The 22,007-nt window shown below is 47.1% G+C and carries 21 protein-coding genes; 11 read left to right on the top strand and 10 right to left on the bottom strand.

Annotated features, from left to right (window positions below):
* Positions 1-110 precede the first annotated feature (110 nt).
* The 3 genes from VFC92_10870 to VFC92_10860 all read left to right on the top strand — a co-directional run bounded on the left by VFC92_10870 (position 111) and on the right by VFC92_10860 (position 2,490).
* Positions 111-854: a rhomboid family intramembrane serine protease gene (locus tag VFC92_10870; GenBank protein HZK08691.1), complete on the top strand. Its 744-nt coding sequence runs from the start codon at positions 111-113 to the stop codon at positions 852-854.
* Between the two features lie 71 nt (positions 855-925).
* Complete coding sequence (locus VFC92_10865) at positions 926-2,110, top strand: acetyl-CoA C-acyltransferase (GenBank protein ID HZK08690.1); 1,185 nt, start codon at positions 926-928, stop codon at positions 2,108-2,110.
* A gap of 194 nt (positions 2,111-2,304) precedes the next feature.
* Positions 2,305-2,490 (top strand): hypothetical protein, encoded by a 186-nt coding sequence (locus VFC92_10860; protein HZK08689.1) that lies wholly within the window; start codon positions 2,305-2,307, stop codon positions 2,488-2,490.
* Between the two features lie 224 nt (positions 2,491-2,714).
* On the opposite strand, the gene VFC92_10855 is transcribed toward VFC92_10860, so the two are convergent.
* The 9 genes from VFC92_10855 to VFC92_10815 all read right to left on the bottom strand — a co-directional run bounded on the left by VFC92_10855 (position 2,715) and on the right by VFC92_10815 (position 10,505).
* On the bottom strand, positions 2,715-3,368 hold the full coding sequence (locus VFC92_10855; protein HZK08688.1) for an outer membrane beta-barrel protein: 654 nt from the start codon (positions 3,366-3,368) through the stop codon (positions 2,715-2,717).
* Positions 3,368-3,733 (bottom strand): hypothetical protein, encoded by a 366-nt coding sequence (locus tag VFC92_10850; GenBank protein ID HZK08687.1) that lies wholly within the window; start codon positions 3,731-3,733, stop codon positions 3,368-3,370. The genes VFC92_10855 and VFC92_10850 overlap by 1 nt, the downstream gene beginning before the upstream one ends.
* 444 nt (positions 3,734-4,177) lie before the next feature.
* Entirely contained in the window at positions 4,178-4,936 is a 759-nt protein-coding gene (locus tag VFC92_10845) for a phosphate ABC transporter ATP-binding protein (protein HZK08686.1), read from the bottom strand.
* A gap of 4 nt (positions 4,937-4,940) precedes the next feature.
* Complete coding sequence (gene pstA, locus VFC92_10840; GenBank protein ID HZK08685.1) at positions 4,941-5,801, bottom strand: phosphate ABC transporter permease PstA; 861 nt, start codon at positions 5,799-5,801, stop codon at positions 4,941-4,943.
* Positions 5,798-6,721: a phosphate ABC transporter permease subunit PstC gene (gene pstC, locus VFC92_10835; GenBank protein ID HZK08684.1), complete on the bottom strand. Its 924-nt coding sequence runs from the start codon at positions 6,719-6,721 to the stop codon at positions 5,798-5,800. Before pstC ends, pstA begins: the two co-directional genes overlap by 4 nt.
* Positions 6,714-7,706 (bottom strand): PstS family phosphate ABC transporter substrate-binding protein, encoded by a 993-nt coding sequence (locus VFC92_10830; GenBank protein ID HZK08683.1) that lies wholly within the window; start codon positions 7,704-7,706, stop codon positions 6,714-6,716. Before VFC92_10830 ends, pstC begins: the two co-directional genes overlap by 8 nt.
* A 206-nt stretch (positions 7,707-7,912) precedes the next feature.
* The gene (locus tag VFC92_10825; GenBank protein ID HZK08682.1) at positions 7,913-8,656 is read right to left on the bottom strand and encodes a nucleotidyltransferase family protein; all 744 of its coding nucleotides are present in this window, start codon (positions 8,654-8,656) and stop codon (positions 7,913-7,915) included.
* Between the two features lie 14 nt (positions 8,657-8,670).
* Positions 8,671-8,811, bottom strand: a complete 141-nt coding sequence (locus tag VFC92_10820) for a hypothetical protein (GenBank protein HZK08681.1) — start codon at positions 8,809-8,811, stop codon at positions 8,671-8,673.
* Positions 8,812-9,089: 278 nt separating this feature from the next.
* Positions 9,090-10,505 carry an RNase adapter RapZ gene (locus VFC92_10815; protein ID HZK08680.1) on the bottom strand — a complete coding sequence of 472 codons (1,416 nt, stop codon included), beginning with the start codon at positions 10,503-10,505 and terminating at the stop codon, positions 9,090-9,092.
* Positions 10,506-10,811: 306 nt separating this feature from the next.
* Here VFC92_10815 and VFC92_10810 point away from each other — a divergent pair, with 306 nt between their 5' ends.
* From VFC92_10810 to VFC92_10790, 5 genes are all read left to right on the top strand, one after another.
* Positions 10,812-12,827: a T9SS type A sorting domain-containing protein gene (locus tag VFC92_10810; GenBank protein HZK08679.1), complete on the top strand. Its 2,016-nt coding sequence runs from the start codon at positions 10,812-10,814 to the stop codon at positions 12,825-12,827.
* A 113-nt stretch (positions 12,828-12,940) separates the two neighbouring features.
* On the top strand, positions 12,941-13,423 hold the full coding sequence (locus tag VFC92_10805) for an FKBP-type peptidyl-prolyl cis-trans isomerase (GenBank protein ID HZK08678.1): 483 nt from the start codon (positions 12,941-12,943) through the stop codon (positions 13,421-13,423).
* A 136-nt stretch (positions 13,424-13,559) separates the two neighbouring features.
* A complete protein-coding gene (locus tag VFC92_10800; GenBank protein ID HZK08677.1) occupies positions 13,560-14,705 on the top strand; it encodes a Re/Si-specific NAD(P)(+) transhydrogenase subunit alpha in 1,146 nt (381 codons plus the stop codon).
* A 12-nt stretch (positions 14,706-14,717) separates the two neighbouring features.
* Positions 14,718-15,029 carry an NAD(P) transhydrogenase subunit alpha gene (locus tag VFC92_10795; GenBank protein ID HZK08676.1) on the top strand — a complete coding sequence of 104 codons (312 nt, stop codon included), beginning with the start codon at positions 14,718-14,720 and terminating at the stop codon, positions 15,027-15,029.
* A gap of 69 nt (positions 15,030-15,098) precedes the next feature.
* A complete protein-coding gene (locus VFC92_10790; GenBank protein HZK08675.1) occupies positions 15,099-16,529 on the top strand; it encodes an NAD(P)(+) transhydrogenase (Re/Si-specific) subunit beta in 1,431 nt (476 codons plus the stop codon).
* A 395-nt stretch (positions 16,530-16,924) separates the two neighbouring features.
* Here VFC92_10790 and VFC92_10785 read toward each other — a convergent pair whose 3' ends face one another.
* Positions 16,925-17,503 (bottom strand): hypothetical protein, encoded by a 579-nt coding sequence (locus tag VFC92_10785; protein HZK08674.1) that lies wholly within the window; start codon positions 17,501-17,503, stop codon positions 16,925-16,927.
* A gap of 240 nt (positions 17,504-17,743) precedes the next feature.
* On the opposite strand from VFC92_10785, the gene ilvA reads away from it, so the two are divergent.
* From ilvA to aroA, 3 genes are all read left to right on the top strand, one after another.
* Positions 17,744-18,961, top strand: a complete 1,218-nt coding sequence (gene ilvA / locus VFC92_10780; GenBank protein HZK08673.1) for a threonine ammonia-lyase — start codon at positions 17,744-17,746, stop codon at positions 18,959-18,961.
* A 354-nt stretch (positions 18,962-19,315) separates the two neighbouring features.
* Positions 19,316-20,335, top strand: a complete 1,020-nt coding sequence (gene aroB / locus VFC92_10775) for a 3-dehydroquinate synthase (protein ID HZK08672.1) — start codon at positions 19,316-19,318, stop codon at positions 20,333-20,335.
* Entirely contained in the window at positions 20,332-21,666 is a 1,335-nt protein-coding gene (gene aroA / locus VFC92_10770; protein ID HZK08671.1) for a 3-phosphoshikimate 1-carboxyvinyltransferase, read from the top strand. The genes aroB and aroA overlap by 4 nt, the downstream gene beginning before the upstream one ends.
* Positions 21,667-22,007: the final 341 nt, after the last annotated feature.

Genomic DNA, 22,007 nt, shown 5'->3' with positions numbered 1-22,007 from the left:
TCTGTTTTTTTAGCCTGTTAATTAATGAGTACCGACCTAACGGGAGGCCGGTTAGAAATATTTTGTGCCTTTTGGCATTAACACTTTTTTTGATTGCTTGTTTAGTAGCCATGAAATTACACGATCGCACACGATTTGCCGAAAGCTTTCTCTACCCTACCCTTCTTGTCCTCATTATGTGGCTCATAAAAGGCTTCGAGGCCATCAGTGGTCAGCATCTGGGACAGCTCGGAATTTTTCCGCTGCAGGCCAAAGGTCTTATCGGAATCATCACAGCGCCATTCATCCATGGCAGCACCGCACATCTTTTTGCCAACAGCATCCCGCTCTGGGTGCTGGGCTCGCTGCTGTTTTATGTTTATCGTCCGGTGGCGGTGCGCGTATTTGTTCTTGTATGGATCATCACCGGCATCTGGGTTTGGTTTTGGGGGCGCGATGCTTACCACATCGGTGCCAGCGGCGTGGTGTACGGGCTGGCGTCGTTCCTGTTTTTCAGTGGCATTTTTCGCCGCGACGGGCGGACACTCGCCATCACTTTTCTGGTAGCTTTTCTTTATGGAAGCATGGTGTGGGGCATCTTCCCGGAAATGTTCCCCGAGAAAAACATCTCATGGGAATCGCACCTGATGGGACTTATCGCCGGCGTAGTAATGGCAGTATTTTATAAAAATCAGGGTCCCCAGCCAGCGCAATACAAATGGGAAGACGATCCCGAACTTGAAAGCATCGACGAAAACGATCCGGAGGCCTATTGGAACAAACCCCCTGTCAAGGCACCCAAACCGCCTGCTGAACCATTGCAGATCAACTATGTTTACAAAGAGAAAACCAAAGAGGACGATGAAAATCATTGATCTTTTTCTTTTTTGGCTGTAGCCAAACAATTGGGAATGAATAGGTTTTAGTTTTAAAAAAACGATACACGATGAAAGAAGTTTACATCATTTCGGCAGTAAGAACGCCAATAGGAAGCTTTGCAGGAGCATTGTCAACAATCTCCGCTACGCAACTGGGCTCCACGGTAATACAAGGCGCAGTAGCCAAAGCGGGCATCGAAGCCGACCAGGTGGATGAAGTATTTATGGGCAACGTTTTGTCGGCCAATCTGGGTCAGGCTCCCGCACGCCAGGCAGCTTTGTTTGCTGGCCTGCCCAACACAGTTCCCTGCACCACCGTAAATAAAGTTTGCTCCTCCGGCCTAAAGTCGGTGATGCTCGCAGCACAATCCATTTTGCTTGGCGACAACGACGTGGTGGTGGCCGGCGGCATGGAGAGCATGACCAACGTGCCGCATTACATCGATGCCGTGCGCAAAGGCATGAAGCTGGGACATGGCAAACTCACCGATGGACTGATAAAAGATGGCCTGTGGGATGTGTACAACGATTACCACATGGGCAACGCCGCCGAAAATACCGCCAAAGAACGCAACATAACGCGCCAGCAGCAGGACGAACTTTCGATAGAATCGTACCGCCGCTCTGCCAAAGCTACCGAGGCAGGATATTTCGCCGATGAGATTGTTCCGGTGGAAGTGAAAACGCGCAAAGGCACGCAACTGATAGAAGAAGACGAGGAGTTCAGAAATGTAAATTTTGATAAAATCCCGGAGCTGCGGCCCGTCTTCGTCAAAGACGGAACCGTGACCGCCGCCAACGCCTCCACCATCAACGATGGCGCCGCAGCACTGGTGCTGATGAGTAAAGAAAAAGCCGACGCGCTCGGACTAAAGCCGCTGGCACGCATAATAGGATATGCCGACGCCGCACAGGCACCCGAGTGGTTCACAACAGCTCCTTCCATTGCCATCCCGAAAGCCATCACAAAATCCGGACTGCAACTGTCGGATATCGATTTTTTTGAAATCAACGAAGCCTTTGCCGTAGTTTCGCTGGCAGTGATGGGCGATTTGAAATTAGACAAAAACAAAGTCAACATCTGGGGCAGCGGTGTTTCGCTGGGGCACCCGCTGGGAGCTACCGGCGCACGCATCCTGGTGACGCTCGTAAACATACTGCAACAGCACAACGCCCGCTACGGCGTGGCCGGCCTCTGCAATGGCGGCGGAGGATCCTCTTCCGTGGTGATAGAAAATATGATGAGAAGGTAGGTTTTTGGGTTGAGGGTTACGAGGTGCGGGTTGCGAGGTGCGGGTCTAAAAGTGGATGCGGTGGCTGTGGTGGCTGAGCTTGTCGAAGCCAGCCTGTCGAAGCCAGATTGTCGAAGCCAGATTGCTGGAATTAATATGTCGAAAGAAATTTCAAAATTTAGACCCAAACGGGGCAACATCGATTTTCTTATTTTATGGCTACCAACGCCGACCAAACCATCGACAGTCTCGACGTAGCCACCATCCAGCAGCACACGATTTTAATGCCCGGAGTGATTGGAAGTCCTCGGCTGGTGATCGATTTCCCCACGGTTGTAATTACAACCAGCGATTTGATTCATGATGTTAAGATTCGGGGAAGGGGGGATGTGAAGCGGTAATGTAGGGAGTAGTTGAGCTAAGGACTTCTTAACATTCAGGTAGATTTACGACAGGCAAGTTTTTGTAAGTTTCATTTATTAGCTCAACTACTGTAACCACCGCAAGGCATACTTGATTCGATGTTAGTATTATTTCTACAACCAAATAATTGCATAAGGATCCAATTATGAAAGGTCTAGCTGCTTAAACAAATTTTTGAATGTCTCAAGTTTTTCAGTAGTCTCTATTTATTCAATCTAAATCCAATGCCGAAAACAAGCGGATTTTCGATTTCCTTTACAAAACTATCACCATTTAACCTATTCATCACACCTATATTAAATCTTGTAAAAAACCTTATTTTTTTTATTTCATATTCAATAATTACAGGAATTGAAAACTTAATCTTCCGGTAAGTGTGGCTAATTAAATCATTCTCCATTTCCTGACCCGCGGAATTAATAGCAGCATTAAGCTTCATAGAAGACTTCAATAAATAATTCCCAGATAAACCGACGCCAACATTTAAACCTCTTACTATCTCCATAGTACCTAATCCACTCACTTCAATGTAATGATTAGTTATACATGCCTTTGACTCTAATATAGGGCTACCATCAATACGCCAGAAAGATTGATTGTACGTATTTCTAATTCTGGAATACTCTATTGATACTGACAAATTAATCATCTTGATTCTCGTCGTTACATTTCCTCCAAGATTATAAGAGAATCCAGGTTTAAACTTAAGATCATTCTTAATCTCATAATTGCTCCTGGCGGAAAGAAAATTCAGGTTACCTCCAACAAAAACGCCATAATCAAATTTTTGAGCATTAATTGAAACTGGAAAAAATAAAGGAAAAAGAAAAACCAACTTGATAACCAATTTTTTCATTACCGCGATTTTATTAAATATGTTCTAAATACTTTTTTATTGATCAATGCCTCACAATAATATACACCTGGCTTTTCATTGTAAAAATCTAACATCGCCCCACAACCATAAATAGTAAATTTTTTCATATCTCCATTAGTATTAATAATCAATATTTGGGCGCTATCAGCCATAAATCTAAGGCTAATTTGATCCGTGAACGGGTTAGGATACAGACAAAATCTAGGATCTTCTGGAGGACCAATTGCATGAATAGAATCAATAGACTTCACGAAAATATTTAATTCTCTTACCTCCTTACTTTGTTCTTTAGAGCATGAGAACATCAATAAAGAAATTATTGAGATAACTAAAATTCTATTCATATTTTGATTTATTTGTTTATGTATTTACAACTTCATATTTTGAGTGATCTCTGTAATCACTGTGTAAATTTAAAGTCACGTTTATCTCTTCATTAGTACGTCCAAAAGTTACAGTTACAAAGCCAGATTGGGTGGATAGGTGTATCTTTTGCAGATTTAGTCGAAAGCTGTGTCCATGATATTTCTCAAAACTCACCCTCACCGCTGGATTTCTGCGGTGGGAGTCGTTAGCCAATGTGATGGCAGGATTCCTCATTTGCCTTGTTAATTAAATTGCGCGGCTAAATTAAAACAATTTCATTTGGAATGATTCTAAATTTCATAATAGGGCGCATAGAGCGTGGCGTAGGAAATTCGGTGCTTTACGCTAAAATAATCAGGGTTGCCATCCCTTGTAGGGCAGGCATCCCTTTCGCCACCGGCTGCCGACTACCTTCTGCTGACTTAGTAAAACATCCCTTTCAAATAGGATTTGGTCATTTCCTGTTGCGGGTTTTCGAAGACCTGGGCGGCTGATCCCTGCTCGATAACTTCTCCGAGGTACATAAATATCACATGGTCGGCCAGACGACGGGCTTGCCGCAGAATGTGCGTTACCAAAACGATGGTATAATTCTTTTTGAGGATGCTGAATTGTGCTTCGATGGCCTGGCTGGAGATGGGGTCGAGCGCCGAGGTAGGCTCGTCGGCAAGGATAATTTCAGGGCCAACCGCCAGTCCGCGCGCCAGACAAAGGCGCTGCTGCTGCCCGATCGACAACCGACCTGCCGGCTCTTTCAGGCGATCCTTCACCTCTTCCCACAAACTAACCTGCCGCAGATAATGTTCTACGCGCCGGTCCAGAATTTTTTTCTTGCGCCGCCCGCTGATGCGCAAGCCGTAAGCTATGTTGTTGTAGATGTTCATCGGCAGCGGATAGGGACGCTGCGCCAGCAAACCCATCTTTTTACGGATCAACGTAATGTCGTCTTTGGTTTGCAAAATATCTTCGCCTTCTATAAAGATTGAACCGCTGACGTGTGCCTCCGGGTTGAGATCGGTGAGGCGGTTCAGACTTTTCATCAAAGTGGTTTTGCCGCATCCCGAAGGCCCCATGATTACCGTGATTTTATTGGTCGGGATTTGGGCATTGATATTTTTCAGCACGTGCTGCTTACCGAAACTAAGGTTTAGATTTTCTATCGATATTTTTATCCCATCCATATTTTTAAAAATTGATTTTGTGTTTTTGGTAACGATTGCTCAGTATACGCGCCAGAATGCTGACGACTAGGATGATAAAAACCAGCACCACCGCCGAGGCGTACGCCCGTTCCTGCACTTGCGGAATGGGCGAACTAAGCTGAAAAAATATTGCTAATGGCAACGTGGCGGTGGGCTGGAACAAGGAGGTAGGGATATAATCGGTGAAACCGGCTGTAAAAAGAATGGAGGCGGCATCGCCAATGGCGCGCCCAAACGACAGCAGCACAGCCGTGGAAAGTCCCGGCAAACATTGTCTGAAAAACACACGGTAAGCCGTTTCGGCACGGGTAGAACCCAACGAAAGACTGCTTTCGAGAAGTCCGCGTGGGACAACTTTAAGCGCCTCGTCCATCGAACGTACCATGATGGGAATGATGAACAAGGTAACTGTGATAATCCCCGCGAGCAAAGAAACCCGGATGCCAAAATAACTCATGAGGGCAAAGCCAAACGCGCCATAAACAATCGATGGAATGCCCCACAACAAATCGAGCGTGAAACGGATGACATTGACCAGCCGCTTGTGGCAAACCAGATGAACATTGATATACAAAGCAAGCGGAAGCCCGATGACCACAGCTAACAAAGTGGCGCCACCGGCCAGATACAACGATCCGACAATGGCGTTGAGGATGCCGCCCTCGCGGCCAAAATAAAATCCACCCTCAGGCACCTTGCTCACCATCTCCCAACTCAGGGCCGGCAAGCCTTTGTACAAAACGCTAACAATGATCAGCAACAGTGTAACCACAATGATGACGGTGGAAAAAAACATCAGCACCCTGAAAAAGCCCTCTTCTGTATTTTTTAGTTTCAACTTCATGCTACCTGTTTTTCGCTTTGAATGATGATAAGCCTTGCGGCAAAATTGAAGAGCAACACAACCACAAACAGAATGAGCGCCGCCAGCATCAGGGCGGAATCGTAAAGCGGGATGGAGAGCATCTCGCCATAGTTATTTGCGATAAGCGCCGGCAACGGATATCCCGGCTGAAAGACGCCCGTCGGAACTCGCGTTACGTTACCCACAACCATTAGCACAGCGATGGTTTCGCCAAAAGCGCGCGACATTCCCAGACCAAAAGCGGCCACTATGCCGGGAAGTGCTTTTTTCATCAGCACCAATTTGATGGTTTGCCATTTTGTGGCGCCCAATGCCAAAGAGGCTTCTGCAAGCTCATCGGGAATATTTTTAAAAATCTCTATTAAAATATTCAGAATAAAAGGAATAATCATGATGGCCAGCACCATGGCGCCGGCCAGAATGGAATAGCCGGAAATATCTTTGCCAAAAGCAGGCCCAATATAATCAGAAATGGCGGGCACCACCACCAGAATGCCGAAGACGCCATAAATTACCGAAGGGATTCCCGCAAGGATATCTATCACCGGATGCATCAGTCGCAGCACCCAGTGGCGGGCATATTGCGTGATGTGAATGGTGGTGAGCAAACAAACCGGCGCCGCCAGGAGCAGCGCCACCACAGTAACCCACAGCGAACTGATGATAAATGGATAAAATCCAAACTTGCCCGACATGGGCTTCCATTCGCCCGAAAATATTAATTCAAAAAGACTATTCTTTTCCAGCAGCATCGACGACTTGTAGTACATACCGGCAAAAAGCACTACCGGCAGCAACATTACCAACGCCAATGTCAAACGCATCCAAAAACCGTGAAGCTTATCCTGAAGCAAACGTCCCGGCCTGATGTGCCTTACCCGCTGCAGAGTTTTATTCACCGTGCAGCTTTTGAAGTTGCTCGTCGATGGTTGCCTGCGATAACTGCACGTATCCGGCCTCGCCAACAAATTGCTGTCCACTGGTGAGAATCCATTCCAGGAAACTGGTAACCAGGGGATCGTCGGGACGGTGTGCTGCGACAAAATAGAGCGGACGGGCCGGCGGCGAAGGATAGCGCCCGTCGCTGATGGCCTCTATCACGCCATCGAGATCCTCATAAAAATCTTCCTCATCACTGATGATGCCGTCGCCGTTGAGGTCGATGGGAATTACTTCAAGCCCTTCATATTTTTGGCGTGTATTGATATCGTACACATACACCATGTTGTTGTAGCCGATGCCCATCGGGTCGTTTTTTACAGCATCGGCAATACCGGGATCGCCAAAAACGCCAATCCCATTGAGGTCTTCCTGGTTGGTGCCCACAAATTCGGCCCACATCTGTGCGGCGCCACAAGCATCGGAGCGGGTGTAAACATGCAGCGCAGAAACTTCGCCGGTAACCGACAAAAGCTCATTCCAACTTTCAAGATTATTCGTCAGATAGATTTTCGCGAAATCAGCTTTCGACATTCCGCGATCCATCAGTGTGTTCAACATCGGATTCTTTTTATTAACCACCGGCAGCACAGCATCTTTGGTCACGGCAACCCACCACACACCTTGTTTTACTTCGGCTACGTTAAGTCCGCGCGAGAACATCCCCAGATCGACCATCCCTGACATCGCGTCGGCCATACCTTTGCCTGCCCCACCGGCGCTGATATCTATGCGCACATCAGGATGCACCTTGCGATATTCCTCAGCCCACCGCACCGTGATAGGATACAATGCAAAAGCTCCGGAGATGGAAATAGTGCCCCGCAAATCGGAAGCGTCACCAGTTTGATTTTGATTGTTGCGGCTGCCACAGGACGCAGCAATAATAGCCGACAACATAAAAAGCAGCGCGATATGCCGGCTGCAGCGAATACTTTTATACATATTACCCTCCTTGTTTGCCGGCAAAGGTACAGGCCATCGGTTCGTTATGAAACCCGTTTTGAACTACTTTTTAGTGTATTAAAGTTGTAGCAGCAGGGTAAGTATTTATGCGTAGTGTTTTTTTTCGCCACAGAGTCACCAAGGCACAGAGAATAACATTTTACTCATCTTCTTTCCTTTCCTCTGTGTCTCCGTGACTCCGTGGTTTACTCTTTTCGTTTTCCGCTAAGCACATCGATGAACTGCTGTGCAGCCTGAAGGGTGTCCGGTTTTCCGATGTCGAGATAGTGCGCCTCATCGTCATGGAATCCTTTGATAGTGTGCTGCCCGGAAAGGGAGAGATAAGTTTTGATGATAGAAAAGGCACCGCTTTGCGCGAAAAGATCAAAAATAGCAGGATCAATAATATGGATACCATTAAAAGCCAATGGATGCAAAAGCTGGCGCCCATCGTCGGTGCGTGTAATTTCGTTGTTCCGGGTATCGTGGCGGCCCCGAAGCTGCATCGATTTATCAAAAAGAAGATACCGCGTGCTTTTACGGTTCTGAACAAAAAGTGTGGCAAGAGCTTGGCTAGCGACGTGATGTTGTAACATCGCCCGAATATCTACATTGGAAAGCACATCCACATTGTGAACCACGAAAGGCTGCCCGTCGTCGAAAAACCATCGTGCTCTCAGCAGTCCGCCGCCGGTGTCGAGCAATTGAGCGGTTTCGTCGGAGAAATGTATTTCAATACCAAAATCGTTTTCGGCAGCTACATAGGCTTTTACTTTATCAGCAAAATGATGCAGATTGATGATGATGCTGGTAACTCCGGCGCGCTTAAGACGTTCGACAACATACGCCAACACAGGTTTGCCCGCCACTTCCACGAGCGCTTTGGGTGTGTTTTGAGTAAAAGAGCCGAGCCGTGTACCCAGGCCGGCAGCAAATATCATTGCCTTCATCGCAGAGGTTTTTTTTAGAAAAGAATTGCAACTTCTTGCTTGGTAGGTTTGCAGATTTTCTCCTTGTCGTTAGCCGTTTGCGCACAGCGATTGCATTTAAAACGGTCGGTGTCGACCTGGTGGAACTTATCTTTTTTGTAGCGTGTCTTTGCCATGATTTTAGAGTAATTATTTATGTATTTGATGTACGAAAACTTACATTAAATGATAGATTCTATAGATTCAGAAAAACCATCGCGCACCCCCCGACCCCCTAAAGGGGGAGTTGCCAACGCAACAATCTATAGTGTGTGGGCTGGCTTCCCCTTTAGGGGACTGAGGGGTGAGGTGAGCATTTTTAAAATAAAACCTTTTAGCTAAAATTTGTGTATTAAATGCCATGTGCTAAACAGTTACATTTTATAATTATAAAAACAATAAAACGCGACCCGGCTTATTCTTGTTCAAGATGGCGCAGGGCGATGCGTATCTGAGTATTCGACTGTAATTGCTTCGCCAGTTTTTCGGCGCAATACACCGAACGATGCTGTCCTCCGGTGCAACCGAAATTAACCTGCAGGTGACTAAATTTACGAAAGGTATAATTTTGAATTGCTAAATCGACCATGTCCACGGCAAGATTAAGAAACTTCGCCACCTCCGGACTCTTTTCCAAATAATCGCTTACCTCTTTGTCTTTTCCGGTAAGCTGGCGATATTTTGCTTCCCGACCCGGGTTGGGCAGTGCGCGGCAATCGAACACAAAACCACCACCATTGCCGGAAGTATCCGGAGGGATTCCGCGCTTGTAGGAAAAACTGTTGATGGACACCAGCAATCCGGGCGCTTCGGCAGCGCGCAGGTCTTCGCGACTGATGATCACCCGCAGGCAATTAATAAGTTCGCTGAGCTGAGCGGGAATTTTGTTGTTATCCATCAGCCATTTTACGTTGTTGATGGCCAGCGGAATGCTGTCGATAAAATGCTGTTTTTTTTCGTACAAACCCCTGAAACCGTAAGCTCCGAGTGTTTGTAAAATTCTGATAAGAACAAATTTATAAAAATGCTGCCTGAAATCTTTCACGCTACGCGGAGCCACTTTTTCAGCTTCAGCGATATAATAATCGATGAGTTGTTCGCGCACCGCAGCGGGCATGCCAACCCTTGCCTGAAAAAGCAACGAAACCAGATCGTAATGCACAGGCCCGCGCCGGCCGCCCTGATAGTCGATAAAATAAAGCTGCCCCTCGTGCATCATAATGTTGCGCGTTTGGAAGTCGCGATAGACAAAATAAGAACTCTCCACCGAAAGCAGCAATTGAACCAGCTTGCGGAAATCTTCCTCCAGATGGTATTCGTTGTAAGGAATCTGCGCCAGCTTCAGGAAATTGTATTTGAAATAATTCAAATCCCACATGTAGGCCTGCGTGTCGAAATCGGCTGAAGGATAACATGCAGAATAATCCAGGTCGCGTCCGGCGATAATTTGAAACCTGATTAGTTGGTCGATAATCTGCCGGAAGATTTGTATCAACTCCTCGTCAAAGCCGTTTTTTTGCTTGTGCGCGCTGACAATGTCGAACAGCGTGGTATCGCCAAGATCCTGCAGCAGATATGAAAGCTGGTCGTCGGCAACAGCATAAATTTCGGGCACGTTGAGACCGGCCTTGTGAAACTGCCTCGACAAATTGATGAAAGCTTTGTTCTCCTCGGGGCTATCGAAAAAAGCACCAACCGCCTGAGCTGTTTTGCTGCTTAGCCGATAATACTGCCGGTACGACCCGGAGGCGGACAATGGAGCGATGGCCGTGGCTTCTTCGCCCGACCAGCTTTGGTACATTGCGGCAATTTTTTGTAAATGATCCTGCACGCTCATCTGATTTTTTGGGCAAAGATAGGGGATATGATAAATCTCAAATGACAATAAAAATAGATTCTTCACTACTACTAATAACAACACTTTTTAAATGGCCGAAATACAACAGATTTCTTGCCGCATGTGCAGCATTGGAATGACACGGCTGGCGCGAAAAGAGGAGGAGGAAGTATCGGGCGCTATGCGCACAAAACCGACCTGTTAGTTTTTATTAATTGCTTGCTGCAATCGTTCGAAAGGTAAAAATATACTTTTGCAAGACTATTTTTTTTAATTAAAAACTCTCAATAAACTTTATTTATGAAAAAACTACTCCTGATCCTCTTGCTTGTCGGTTTCATTACAGGTGTTAACGGGCAAACCTTTGTATTCGAAGGTTTCGACGAGGGCACCATGCCTCCAGCCGGATGGACTATTGATGAGTATGCAGCCAAATGGTCGATCAACAATACTTCAAACGCCGGTGGTACAGCGCCCGAAGCTATGTTCACATACATTGCTCAAACGGGGACCACACGCTTAATCAGTCCTGCCGTCGATCTCACCGGACAACAAGGTGTTATGCTCGAATTCCGGCATTACCTCAATAATTATATTGGATCTGCTTATAGCATCGGCGTAGCTACCCAGTCGGGCGGAGGTGCCTGGAATACAGTTCTGGAAACAAATGTTATCGGAAACATTGGCCCCGAGCTCAAGTCGATTATGATCAGCAATGACGATGTGGGACAATCCGACTTCCGGTTTTGCTTCTTTGTAAGCGGCAACTTGTACAATCTCGAGGGTTATTTCATCGACGACATCTGGCTTAACAACCCTATAGATTTGGATGCCGGCCTGCTCTTCATCAACACTCCCGACTTCCTCTCCCAACCCACGGAGGTCTCCGCGCTGGTTAAGAATTTTGGTTCTAATATCATTACAGATCTGGAAATGAGTTATCAGATTGATGGTGGCAATGCTATTACAACAAGCTTTACGGGATTGGATCTGAAGTTTGGCGAAAGCCAGGAATTCGTTCTCGACGGCATGCTCAATCTAACCATCGGCTCCTATGAGCTTCAGGTAAATATTGTAAATGTTAACGGTGCCCCGGATATGTTCCCCGGCAACGACATGTTACAAAAAGATATTAGTGTGATCAGCTATAGCGTTCCTCACCGGGTGATGCTCGAAGAATTCACCAGCTCCACCTGCGGACCGTGTGCAACTTTTAATCTTCATTTTGTGCCTTGGTGCAATACACACGAAGATGAGATTACTTTGGTAAAATACCAGATGAACTGGCCCTTAAGTGGCGACCCATATTATACGCCCGAAGGTGGCACACGTCGCAATCAATACGGTGTTACGTGGGTACCTTGGACCACCCTCGACGGCGCTCACGCCGACAACATGGGAGTAATTGATCCGATGTTCCAAAACGCACTTACCGATTTCGGCCTTGTAAAAGTGGTTGGCTCGCATACCCTTACCGGCACGGTGATGGACATTAATGTTAACCTGATTCCTTTTACCAACATCGGCAATGCGCAGGTGTACATCGTGGTATTTGAATATTTAACCACCCAAAATGCATTATCCAACGGAGAAACCGAATTTGAACATGTGATGATGAAGATGGTTCCAAACGCATTGGGTACCCCGGTGAACCTTGAAGACCGTATGCCGGTAAGCATCAGCGAAATTGTTAATCTGGCTGGCACCCACGTAGAAGAGTGGGACGACCTGGGCGTAGCCGTTATTGTTCAGGATTTGTCGTCACTGTACGTTTACCAGTCCGACTACACAGTCGAAGATGCCAACTACAGTACCAATGCACAGCTTTCCGAAATTTTGATGGATGGTACTCTACTCGAAGGTTTCGACCCGGATACCTATGAATACATCGTTACGCTGGCCCAAGGCGCTACCGAAGTACCCGTAATAACCGTACAAACTGAAAGCGGTGATGCAATTGCCATCGTACTTCCAACCGACGTTTTGCCCGGCACTACTGCTGTTGAAATATTTGCCGAAGATGGCGCCACCAAGCTCACTTACACCATCCAGTTCGACGTGGACACCCGCATTGCTGATGATGCTGTTCAGGCGGTACGCATCTATCCGAATCCAACAAACGGCAGAGTATTCATCAGCGGTGCCAAAAATGCCACCGTCACTGTTTACAATTCTGCAGGCGTGGCAATGGCCAAGTACGACCAGTTGACCAACGGCACCATCGACATGAGCCGATTCGACAATGGCATGTACCTGCTCAACATCGTCATCGACAGCCAGACGGTGCTCAATAAAAAGATTACTATTTTGAAATAAGGTTTTAATTTTTGAAACCACAAGCTGCTCTTGCTTTTGCGCGAGCAGCTTTTTTTGCTTTCTTAAACCAGCTTTTGGTCTATTTTTGCCGCTCGTAAAAATTAATTATTATTATGAAAATGAATATGATGATGAAACACTGGCTGCCGCTAATGATAATTCTGGCAGCAACTTCTTTATTACTTAGCGGCTGCAAAAAAAATGACTCCGACGAAAAGCAGGCGCAGATCGACGAACAGGTCATTCAGGATTATCTTGCCGAAAACAACATCACCGCCGAGCGACATGCCTCGGGCATTTATTACAAGATCACCGTCCTTGGTACCGGCGAGCATCCGACCCGCAACTCGACGGTAGAGGTTTTTTACAAAGGCTATCTTACCAATGGCAACATCTTCGACCAGACCACCATTGGACCGTTTATTTCCCCACTTGCAAATCTCATCGAAGGCTGGAAAATAGCTATTCCACTTTTACTGAAAGGAGGCTCGGGTACTTTTTTTATCCCTTCAGCGTTGGGTTACCCCAAAGGTGCACCCAATATACCTCCCCACTCTGTACTGATATTCGAGATCGATCTGGTATCGGTGAAATAGTATTTATAGAGTGCTGAATATCGGTTGCAGAAGGTAAATAAAAAACGCCAAAAAAGGTTAATTTTCCCTTTACAGGAAATCTTTACGGCTATTTCAAAACAATGTTATCTACATTTGCGCAAATTTTTAAATAAATATGAACATAGGCATCCTCACTGAAATTTCACCCGAACAGCGTGTTGCATTGCTGCCCGAGGCTGTAAAGTTACTTACAGAAAATTCTAATCAAATCTTTGTCGAAAAAGGTGCAGGCCTTCATGCTTTTGCCAGCGACGAAGACTACGAAGCTGCCGGAGCTAAGGTAGTGTCGCGCGATGAGCTGCTAAAACAGACCGTGCTGCTACTGGCCATCAACCCGCCTGCAGCCGAAGACATAAAGAAGCTCAAGCCCGGTCATGTGGTGGTAAATACGATGCAGCCACTCACCAACACTACCATGGTGGCAAATTTTCGCGAAGCAGGTCTAACGTGTTTTAGCCTAGACACCATCCCACGAATCTCCAGAGCACAAGCCATGGACGTGCTTTCGTCGATGGCCACTGTAGCTGGCTATCGCGCAGTGCTTGAAGCAGCCATGAATTTGCCGGTATTTTTCCCGATGTTTATGTCGGCAGCCGGAACCATCCGACCTGCCAAATTATTGATACTGGGAGCCGGGGTAGCCGGGCTGCAGGCAGTTGCCACAGCACGGAAACTTGGCGCAGTAGTAGAAGTTTTTGATGTACGCGCTGCCGTAAAAGAAGAGGTGAAAAGTCTGGGTGCTAAATTTGTTGAAGTGGAAGGCGCTGTGGATGATGCCACTGCCGGCGGATATGCAGTGGAACAAACCGAAGAGTTTAAAGCGCGGCAAACCCAATTGATACAGGATCATGCCAAAAAATCGGATGTGATCATCTGCACCGCACAGATTCCTGGTCGTAAAGCTCCGATTCTTATAAAAAAAGAGACAGTGGAGCAAATGAAGCCCGGCTCAATAATCATCGATCTGGCGGCTTCTTCGGGTGGCAACTGCGAGCTGACACAAGACAATAAAACCGTGGTGGAGCATGGTGTGAAAATCATTGGAAATTCTAACTACGCCTCCTCCATGCCCATCGACGCCAGCCGCATGTATGGCAAAAACCTAGTGAATTTCCTGGCATTGATCATCGATAAAGAAGGGAATCTAAACCTCAACTTCGAAGATGAAGTGGTGCAGGGAGCTTGCATCACCCACAACCATCAGATCATCAATCAACGGGTAAAATCTATTATCGAACCACAAAAAGAATCAAAACTCTAAAACTCTATTTTTATGAACGAGATATTCATCTTTTTTTATTCATACCGCGAGGCGATTTTTATCATTGCACTTTCGGTGTTTCTTGGCATCGAGGTTATCAGCAACGTACCGTCGGTTCTTCACACACCCCTTATGTCGGGTGCCAATGCCATCAGCGGCGTCATCATCATCGGAGGGATTATCCTGGTAGGCCATACCGATGTTACAAAGTTTTCGCTGGAGCTGGTGCTCGGTGTTTTGGCCGTATTTTTTGGCATCTTAAACGTGGCGGGCGGCTTTGCCGTTACCGACCGAATGCTGGAGATGTTTAAAAAAAAGAAATAAAGCCGACCACTCTCCCATCACAATAATAAGTCACATTAATTTTCAAACCCAACGCATAGTCACCCAAAAATGGATCAGATATTACAAACATTCAGCGGCGTCAATTTTGCCATAGGCGATGCCATCCTCGAATTCAGCTACCTGCTCTCAGCCATATTTTTTGTAGTCGGCCTTAAACTACTTAGCCACCCGCGCACGGCACGCAATGGAAACTTTTATGCAGGCGGCGCCATGGTGCTGGCCATGATTACTACCTTGTTTCTGCACCGAAATCCCGATGGAGACACCATTGGTTGGACGAGCATGCTCGTTATTATCGTTACCATTGCTGTGGGCAGCGTGGTGGGAATAGTTATTTCCAAACGCGTGAAGATGACCGCCATGCCGGAGTTGGTTTCATTTTTTAATGCTACCGGTGGTGCAGCTTCCGCACTGGTGGGTTTGCTCGAATTTGGCAATCCACAAAACGAATCCCTGCTCGTAACTTTGCTGGGGCTGATAATAGGTTCCATTGCTTTCAGCGGCAGCCTTATCGCTTATGGCAAGCTGGCCGGAAAGATTGGAAACATCAACGCCCAAGTGATGAAATGGGTGAACATGCTGGTGCTTGCCGCTCTGGTGGGAGCCACCATTTACATACTGATGCAGCCGAACCCACAGCAGTACGCCTGGCTGGTTTATCTGCTCTTTGCCGCTTCCATTCTTTACGGAGTCATGTTCGTGTTGCCCATTGGTGGCGCCGACATGCCGGTGGTTATTTCGCTGCTCAACTCGCTTACGGGTGTTGCTGCAGCCATGGCAGGTTTTATTTATAATAACCTGGCAATGATTCTGGGAGGTATTTTTGTTGGCGCAGCCGGCAGCATCCTCACCATACTGATGACAAAAGCAATGAACCGATCGCTGCTCAACGTGATTATCGGGGGTTTTGGTGCCAAAGCCGCCGGAGCAGCAGGCCTCGAAACGGGTAGCATCAAAGAGATGTCGATGAGCGATGCTGCTGTATTACTTTCATATTCCAAATCGGTGGTGGTAGTGCCAGGATATGGACTGGCTGTGGCACAGGCGCAACACACCATCCATGAGCTCGAAAAGGTGCTTGAGGAAAAAGGCGTGCAGGTACGTTATGGCATCCATCCGGTGGCAGGACGTATGCCCGGCCACATGAACGTATTGCTGGCCGAAGCCGATGTTTCCTACGAAAAGCTGATTGAAATGGACGAGATCAACAAGGATATGCCCAACACCGATGTGGTGATTGTAGTAGGTGCTAATGACGTGGTAAACCCGGCAGCCAACGAAACGCCCGGTAGCCCCATCTATGGTATGCCCATAATAAATGCTGCCCAATCTAAAAACGTGATCGTGATGAAGCGCGGCATGGGCAAAGGATACGCCGGCATCGAAAACCCATTGTTTTTTAAAGACAACACCCGGATGCTCTTCGGTAACGCAAAAGACACACTTGCTAAACTTACCAGCGAGATAAATTCGTTGTAAGTTCTTGGGGTACAATTAAACATTGCACTGCCGCTCTCTCATTGGCAAATTGCAATGAGTTAATATTGATGAAAAATGTTACCCGAAAAGTCAAAAAGTGACCTCTTACTCTACCAATCCGATGACGGACAAATAAAAATCCAGGTTCGGCTGGAGAATATTAAAACCAAAACAAAAGAAGAAAGAGTAATCGCTTTCTCGCTTCGCAGGATGTAACGGCTGATCTCTATGCTCGTAGATACCGTCTCAGGTTTTGACCATTACACAACGACCAGATAAAAGCTCATCATTTTTTTCCGCTTAAGCGCGAATATTTTTGTAAATATGGGATTTGTTTATTTGGAACTTTCGTTCAGAATCATTCACTTTACAGAAAACATTGGCTAGGGAGCTGCTCAAAGTATTCCTCTGCCTACAGACAAGATATGCGTTTTCTGGCAATTGCCAGCGCTACAGTCGGAGCAATAATAACCTCCCTCCAGCCCATAATGCACTTCGCATTCGCCCACTGCGCCGGGGCCTGAACTTTCACATCCGGAACACATTATAGTTTCGGAACCTACCTGATCTTCCTTACCTACGTTATTAAGTTTAAGTTCATATATTTTATCCCCATCCAGCGCCAGCCTGATGATGGAGGATGCATAGTTGATGGAATCGCTACCACGCAAAAAATAATTATCGGCTTCATTAACAATCCATATTCGCGTAAAAGAAATACCGGGCTTCACTTGTTCATTCACAACTCTTTGCCAACGTGCCCTGAGCTCGTCAGCATCTGCAACCATTACAATTTGCCCGTCGCGCAGCTCTCCGATCACTTTGTCGAAATGCGCCATCGAACCATCTTCATTCTGTGAATCTTTCATGGCGGCGTTGGCTTCGGCATTTTCAGAATTTGTACTTCCCTGGCATCCCGTAAAAAGCACGGAACCAAAAATCATTAAAATGAGAAATTTGCTGATGTTTTTCATAATTTTAGATTTAGTTGTCAGAACTTATTGTAATCGAACAAATTGGGATTAATAAAAGTTCAAACAAAATAAACAAATATTTCAAAAGGCAGCGTCTGATTTTCCATCCGCGAAAACGAAAAAAGATTGCGTTTTAATAGTGATTTCAGAGCAACCTTCTTCTGCTCTGTCATAATCTTACCCCGCCGCCTGAGCCTATGTTATTGATTAAATTTGCAATTACACAAAATTTTATTTTTCATGAGTCAAATACCTGATTTTTCGGATATTATAAAAGCAGAAAGCACGCTGCGCAAAATTGTAAAAGTTACTCCACTCGAATCGAGCAAGTCGTTTTCGATGATGTCTGGCGCCAAAGTATTTATGAAGATGGAGAATCTGCAGTCGACAGGCAGCTTCAAGGTGCGTGGTGCCTACAACATGGTGAGTTCGCTTAGTGCCGAAGAATTGAGCAATGGCGTGGTGTGCGCTTCGGCGGGCAATCACGCACAGGGCGTTGCTTACAGCGCTACAAGCTTGGGTATAAAATCCACCGTTTTTATGCCGGTGTTTGCTCCGCCACTCAAAGTGATGGCCACGCGCAGCTATGGCGCCGAAGTGGTTCTCACCGGTGCCACCTTCGACGACGCATTTGCTGCAGCCATGACTTTCAAGGAAGAGTCCGGCGCCTGTTTCGTTCATCCTTTCAACCACCCCGACATTATTGCCGGACAGGGAACCATTGGATTGGAAATTTTTAAACAACTCGACGACGTCCAGGATGTGGTGGTACCCATCGGTGGCGGCGGTCTTATCTCGGGAATAGCCATAGCCCTTAAGAAATTCAATCCTAAAATCCGGATCATCGGCGTAGAACCCGAAGGAGCCCAGTCGATGAAACTTTCGGTAGATCAAGGGCACGTGAGCAGCCTTGCCTCTCTGCACACCATCGCCGACGGAATAGCTGTAAAAACTCCCGGCGATCTCACCCTGGAGTGCGTGCAGAAATATGTTGATGAGCTGGTGGTGGTGAGCGATGCTGAAATATCCCACGCCCTTTATCTTATGCTGCAACGCGCCAAAATATTAGCCGAACCCTCGGGAGTAGCATCTATGGCAGCCATCCTTTCAGAGAAAATCGACGTGAAAGGCCGCAAAGTAGTTCCGGTTATAAGCGGCGGAAACATCAACATGGGCATGCTGGAGCAGATACTCGAAAAAGGGATGATGGAAGAAGGTTTGCGCGTGCGCATCAAAGTACTCACCCCCGACCTTGCCGGCGAGTTAAAGCAACTTATCACCATCCTCGACAGCATCCGCGCCAACATATACGATATCAACCACGAACGCTCCATCACTACGGTGCCCGTTGGTTTCGTACTCATTACGCTCACTTTTAACCTGCAAAGTTTCGACCAGTTGCAGACCATCCGTGAGGCATTTGACGAGAAGAATCTCCAATACGAAGTAATGACCTAATGCCGGAATCCAGTCTGCAGTCTGTAGCTCTCAGTCGGCAGCTGCAATAGCACTTTGCAGTAACGAAAGCCTCGTAGAGGCGACAGTATGGTAGAGTGGTGAATAAATCAACATAGGAGCCTCGTCGAGGCGGCAGTATCATGACTTGCTGGGAAGCTGCGGGATTCATAAATATTTTCATGTTTTGAAAAATTAAAATTCCCACACAGCCAATCCGAAGGAGTGATATTATTTTTTGGGAAGTGCCATCTGCAGATATTATTTATGTTTGGATTTTCTTTTTGGTCTTGGAAATTTATCACCAAACAGTAATAAATAATCATTTGAATCAATCCACAGTATTTAAAAATCGCAATGAGTAGCGCCAGTTCTAATTCTTTTGCTGCTGTCAAATACCTGTCGGACGAACCGATTTCTAACCTTCGACAGCACCTCCCGGCACAGTCGGTGATAATCACCCAGCAGGTAATTCAGCAGCACTATGGGCAGCACTGGCAGGGGCTTCCGGTAATTCTCATCGGCGACGGCGAGCAGCACAAAACGCTCCTTACTATGCACGACATCTATCAGCAACTGATCGATTTGGACATCGACCGCTCAGGCATGCTTGTGGGCGTGGGTGGCGGCATCGTTTGCGACATCGCCGGTTTTGCAGCTGCCACCTATTTGCGGGGTGTTGCCTGCGCTTTTGTTCCCACCACGCTGTTGGCTCAAGCTGATGCTTCCATTGGTGGCAAAAACGGCATAAATTTTCAGGGTTTTAAAAATATGGTCGGAACCTTTTATCAGCCACGATTTATCCTGAGCGATCCGGCGACATTGCAGACTCTGCCCCCCTATGAACTTGCCAACGGCCTCGCCGAAGTTGTGAAACATGCACTGATAGCTGATGCTGCTTATTTCGATTTTATCGAAGATAATTTCCGGGAAATTTTAAATTTAGATAAAGATGCTATCCGTCACATCACGCTGCGCTCTTACCAAATAAAAAGTGACGTGGTGCTGCGCGACGAGAAGGAACAAAACCTGCGGCGTATCCTCAACTTCGGGCACACGTATGGCCACGCCATCGAGAAGGTGGCAGGTATCAGCCATGGCCACGCCGTGAGCATTGGTATGGCAGCCGCGCTGCGACTTTCGTTAAAACATACTTCGCTTTCGCAAAATCAATATGAGCGCATCATCCGCCTGCTCCAAAATCTTAATTTACCCATCAGCACTTCTGCCGATGCCCGGCAAATCGTTGATGCGCTCACCGCCGACAAAAAGCGCGAGGGAGGGGAAGTTCATTTTGTGCTGTTGGAAAATATTGGTCAGGCAGTGATAAAAAAAATAGCAGTCACAGAACTTCAAAATTTTATGCTCTCACCATGAAAGCTACCGTCTATCCATCGGCCATCACGGGAACGTTGGCGGCTCCAGCTTCCAAGAGCCAGACGATTCGAGCCATTGCTGCGGCGATGCTCGCGGAGGGTCTTTCGATAATCCATCATCCTTCACCCTGCGACGACGCTTTGGCCATGATGGAAATTGCCCGGCAACTGGGCTGCGATTTAAATTATCAAAATGATCTGCTTGAAATCAAAGGTGCTTTTCGCCCAACATCTTTCACTTTCGATTGTGGCGAATCCGGCCTGGCAGCTCGCCTGATGATTGCACTGACTCCGGCACTTTTCGAGGATCCCGTCACAATTTCCGGAAAGGGTTCTTTGCTAAAACGTCCGCTTGGCAACCTGTGCAAAGTACTTCAACAGATGGGCATCCTTTGTAATTCTGACCACGGAAAATTACCTTATCACCTTTCCGGAAAAATGAAAGCCGGCGAAGTGGTGGTCGATGGCAGCGAAAGCTCACAATTTGTGAGTGGTCTGCTCATGGCGCTGCCATTGCTGAGTGGTGAAAGCAAACTTGTCGTTCAGAATCTTAAAAGCGCTCCTTATGTGCTGATGACGCTGGAAACCATCCAAAAATTTGGAATAGAGATAAAACAGATAGCGCCCGAAACGTATCATATCGGTGGCAACCAAAACTATAACCCAACGGAAATCACTATCGAAGGCGACTGGAGTGGCGCTGCTTTTATGATGGTGGCTGCTGCTCTGGCTGGCGATCTCATCATTAACAACCTCGACATCCACAGTAAGCAAGCCGATCGGCAAGTCATTGAAGCCTTGTCAACAGCAGGAATCCCTGTCGATATTTCCGACAACGGCATCACCATCCGGCAGCAGCAGCCACGGCCTTTTCGTTTCGACTGTACCCATTGCCCCGACCTGTTTCCGCCATTGGCTGTGTTGGCAGCAACAGCGCGAGGAACCAGCACGCTGAGTGGCGTGCATCGGCTACAAAACAAGGAAAGCAACCGCGGATTGTCGCTGCAACAGGAACTCGCCAAAATGGGAATCCAAATCATTTTGGATGGCGACAACATGCACATACATGGCGTTGCGCTTACCGGAGCCACTATCGATGCTCACAACGATCATCGCATCGCAATGGCCGCAGCCACAGCTGCCCTTGTGGCGACAACTCCCATTACCATTTACGGCGCCGGATGCATCAGCAAGTCGTGGCCACACTTTTTCGACGATCTGCGCTCAGTTGGAGCTAAGATAAATGTGGAAGAACAAGAAAAATGCACGGCGCATGGCGCAAAGAGCCAGAAGCCAGGAGCCAGGAGCGATATCGAATTGCAGAATATCTAATAATAAAATATAAAACCTCCGGCTTCTTTTTCGTCGCTCACCGCTCATCTTTTCCTGATAACCTTTTACTTTCAATTTTAAAATCAGATGTCGCTTCGTTGGGGCTAAAACTCAAGATTCAATATTTGGTTTTACCGTACCACCACAGGGGCTAAAGCCTGCGCTATGCGCCACACGCCATGCTCACTGCGGATTGCAGAGGCAGGGATTGAAGCGGCATCCCGGCGCAGCAGCGGCTGATGTTTTTGTTGGCGGGCAGAGGCTGACGAAGGAAGCCCACGTACCGCTTACAAAAACACAGCTGCTGCAAGCAGGGTAAAGCGGAAAGCCCGCCCGGCCTC

The sequence above is a fragment of the Bacteroidales bacterium genome (genome assembly GCA_035647615.1).
GTDB lineage: Bacteria > Bacteroidota > Bacteroidia > Bacteroidales > 4484-276 > SABY01.
Note: the sequence above shows the minus strand (reverse complement) of the source record. Positions and strands in the feature narration are given on the sequence as shown.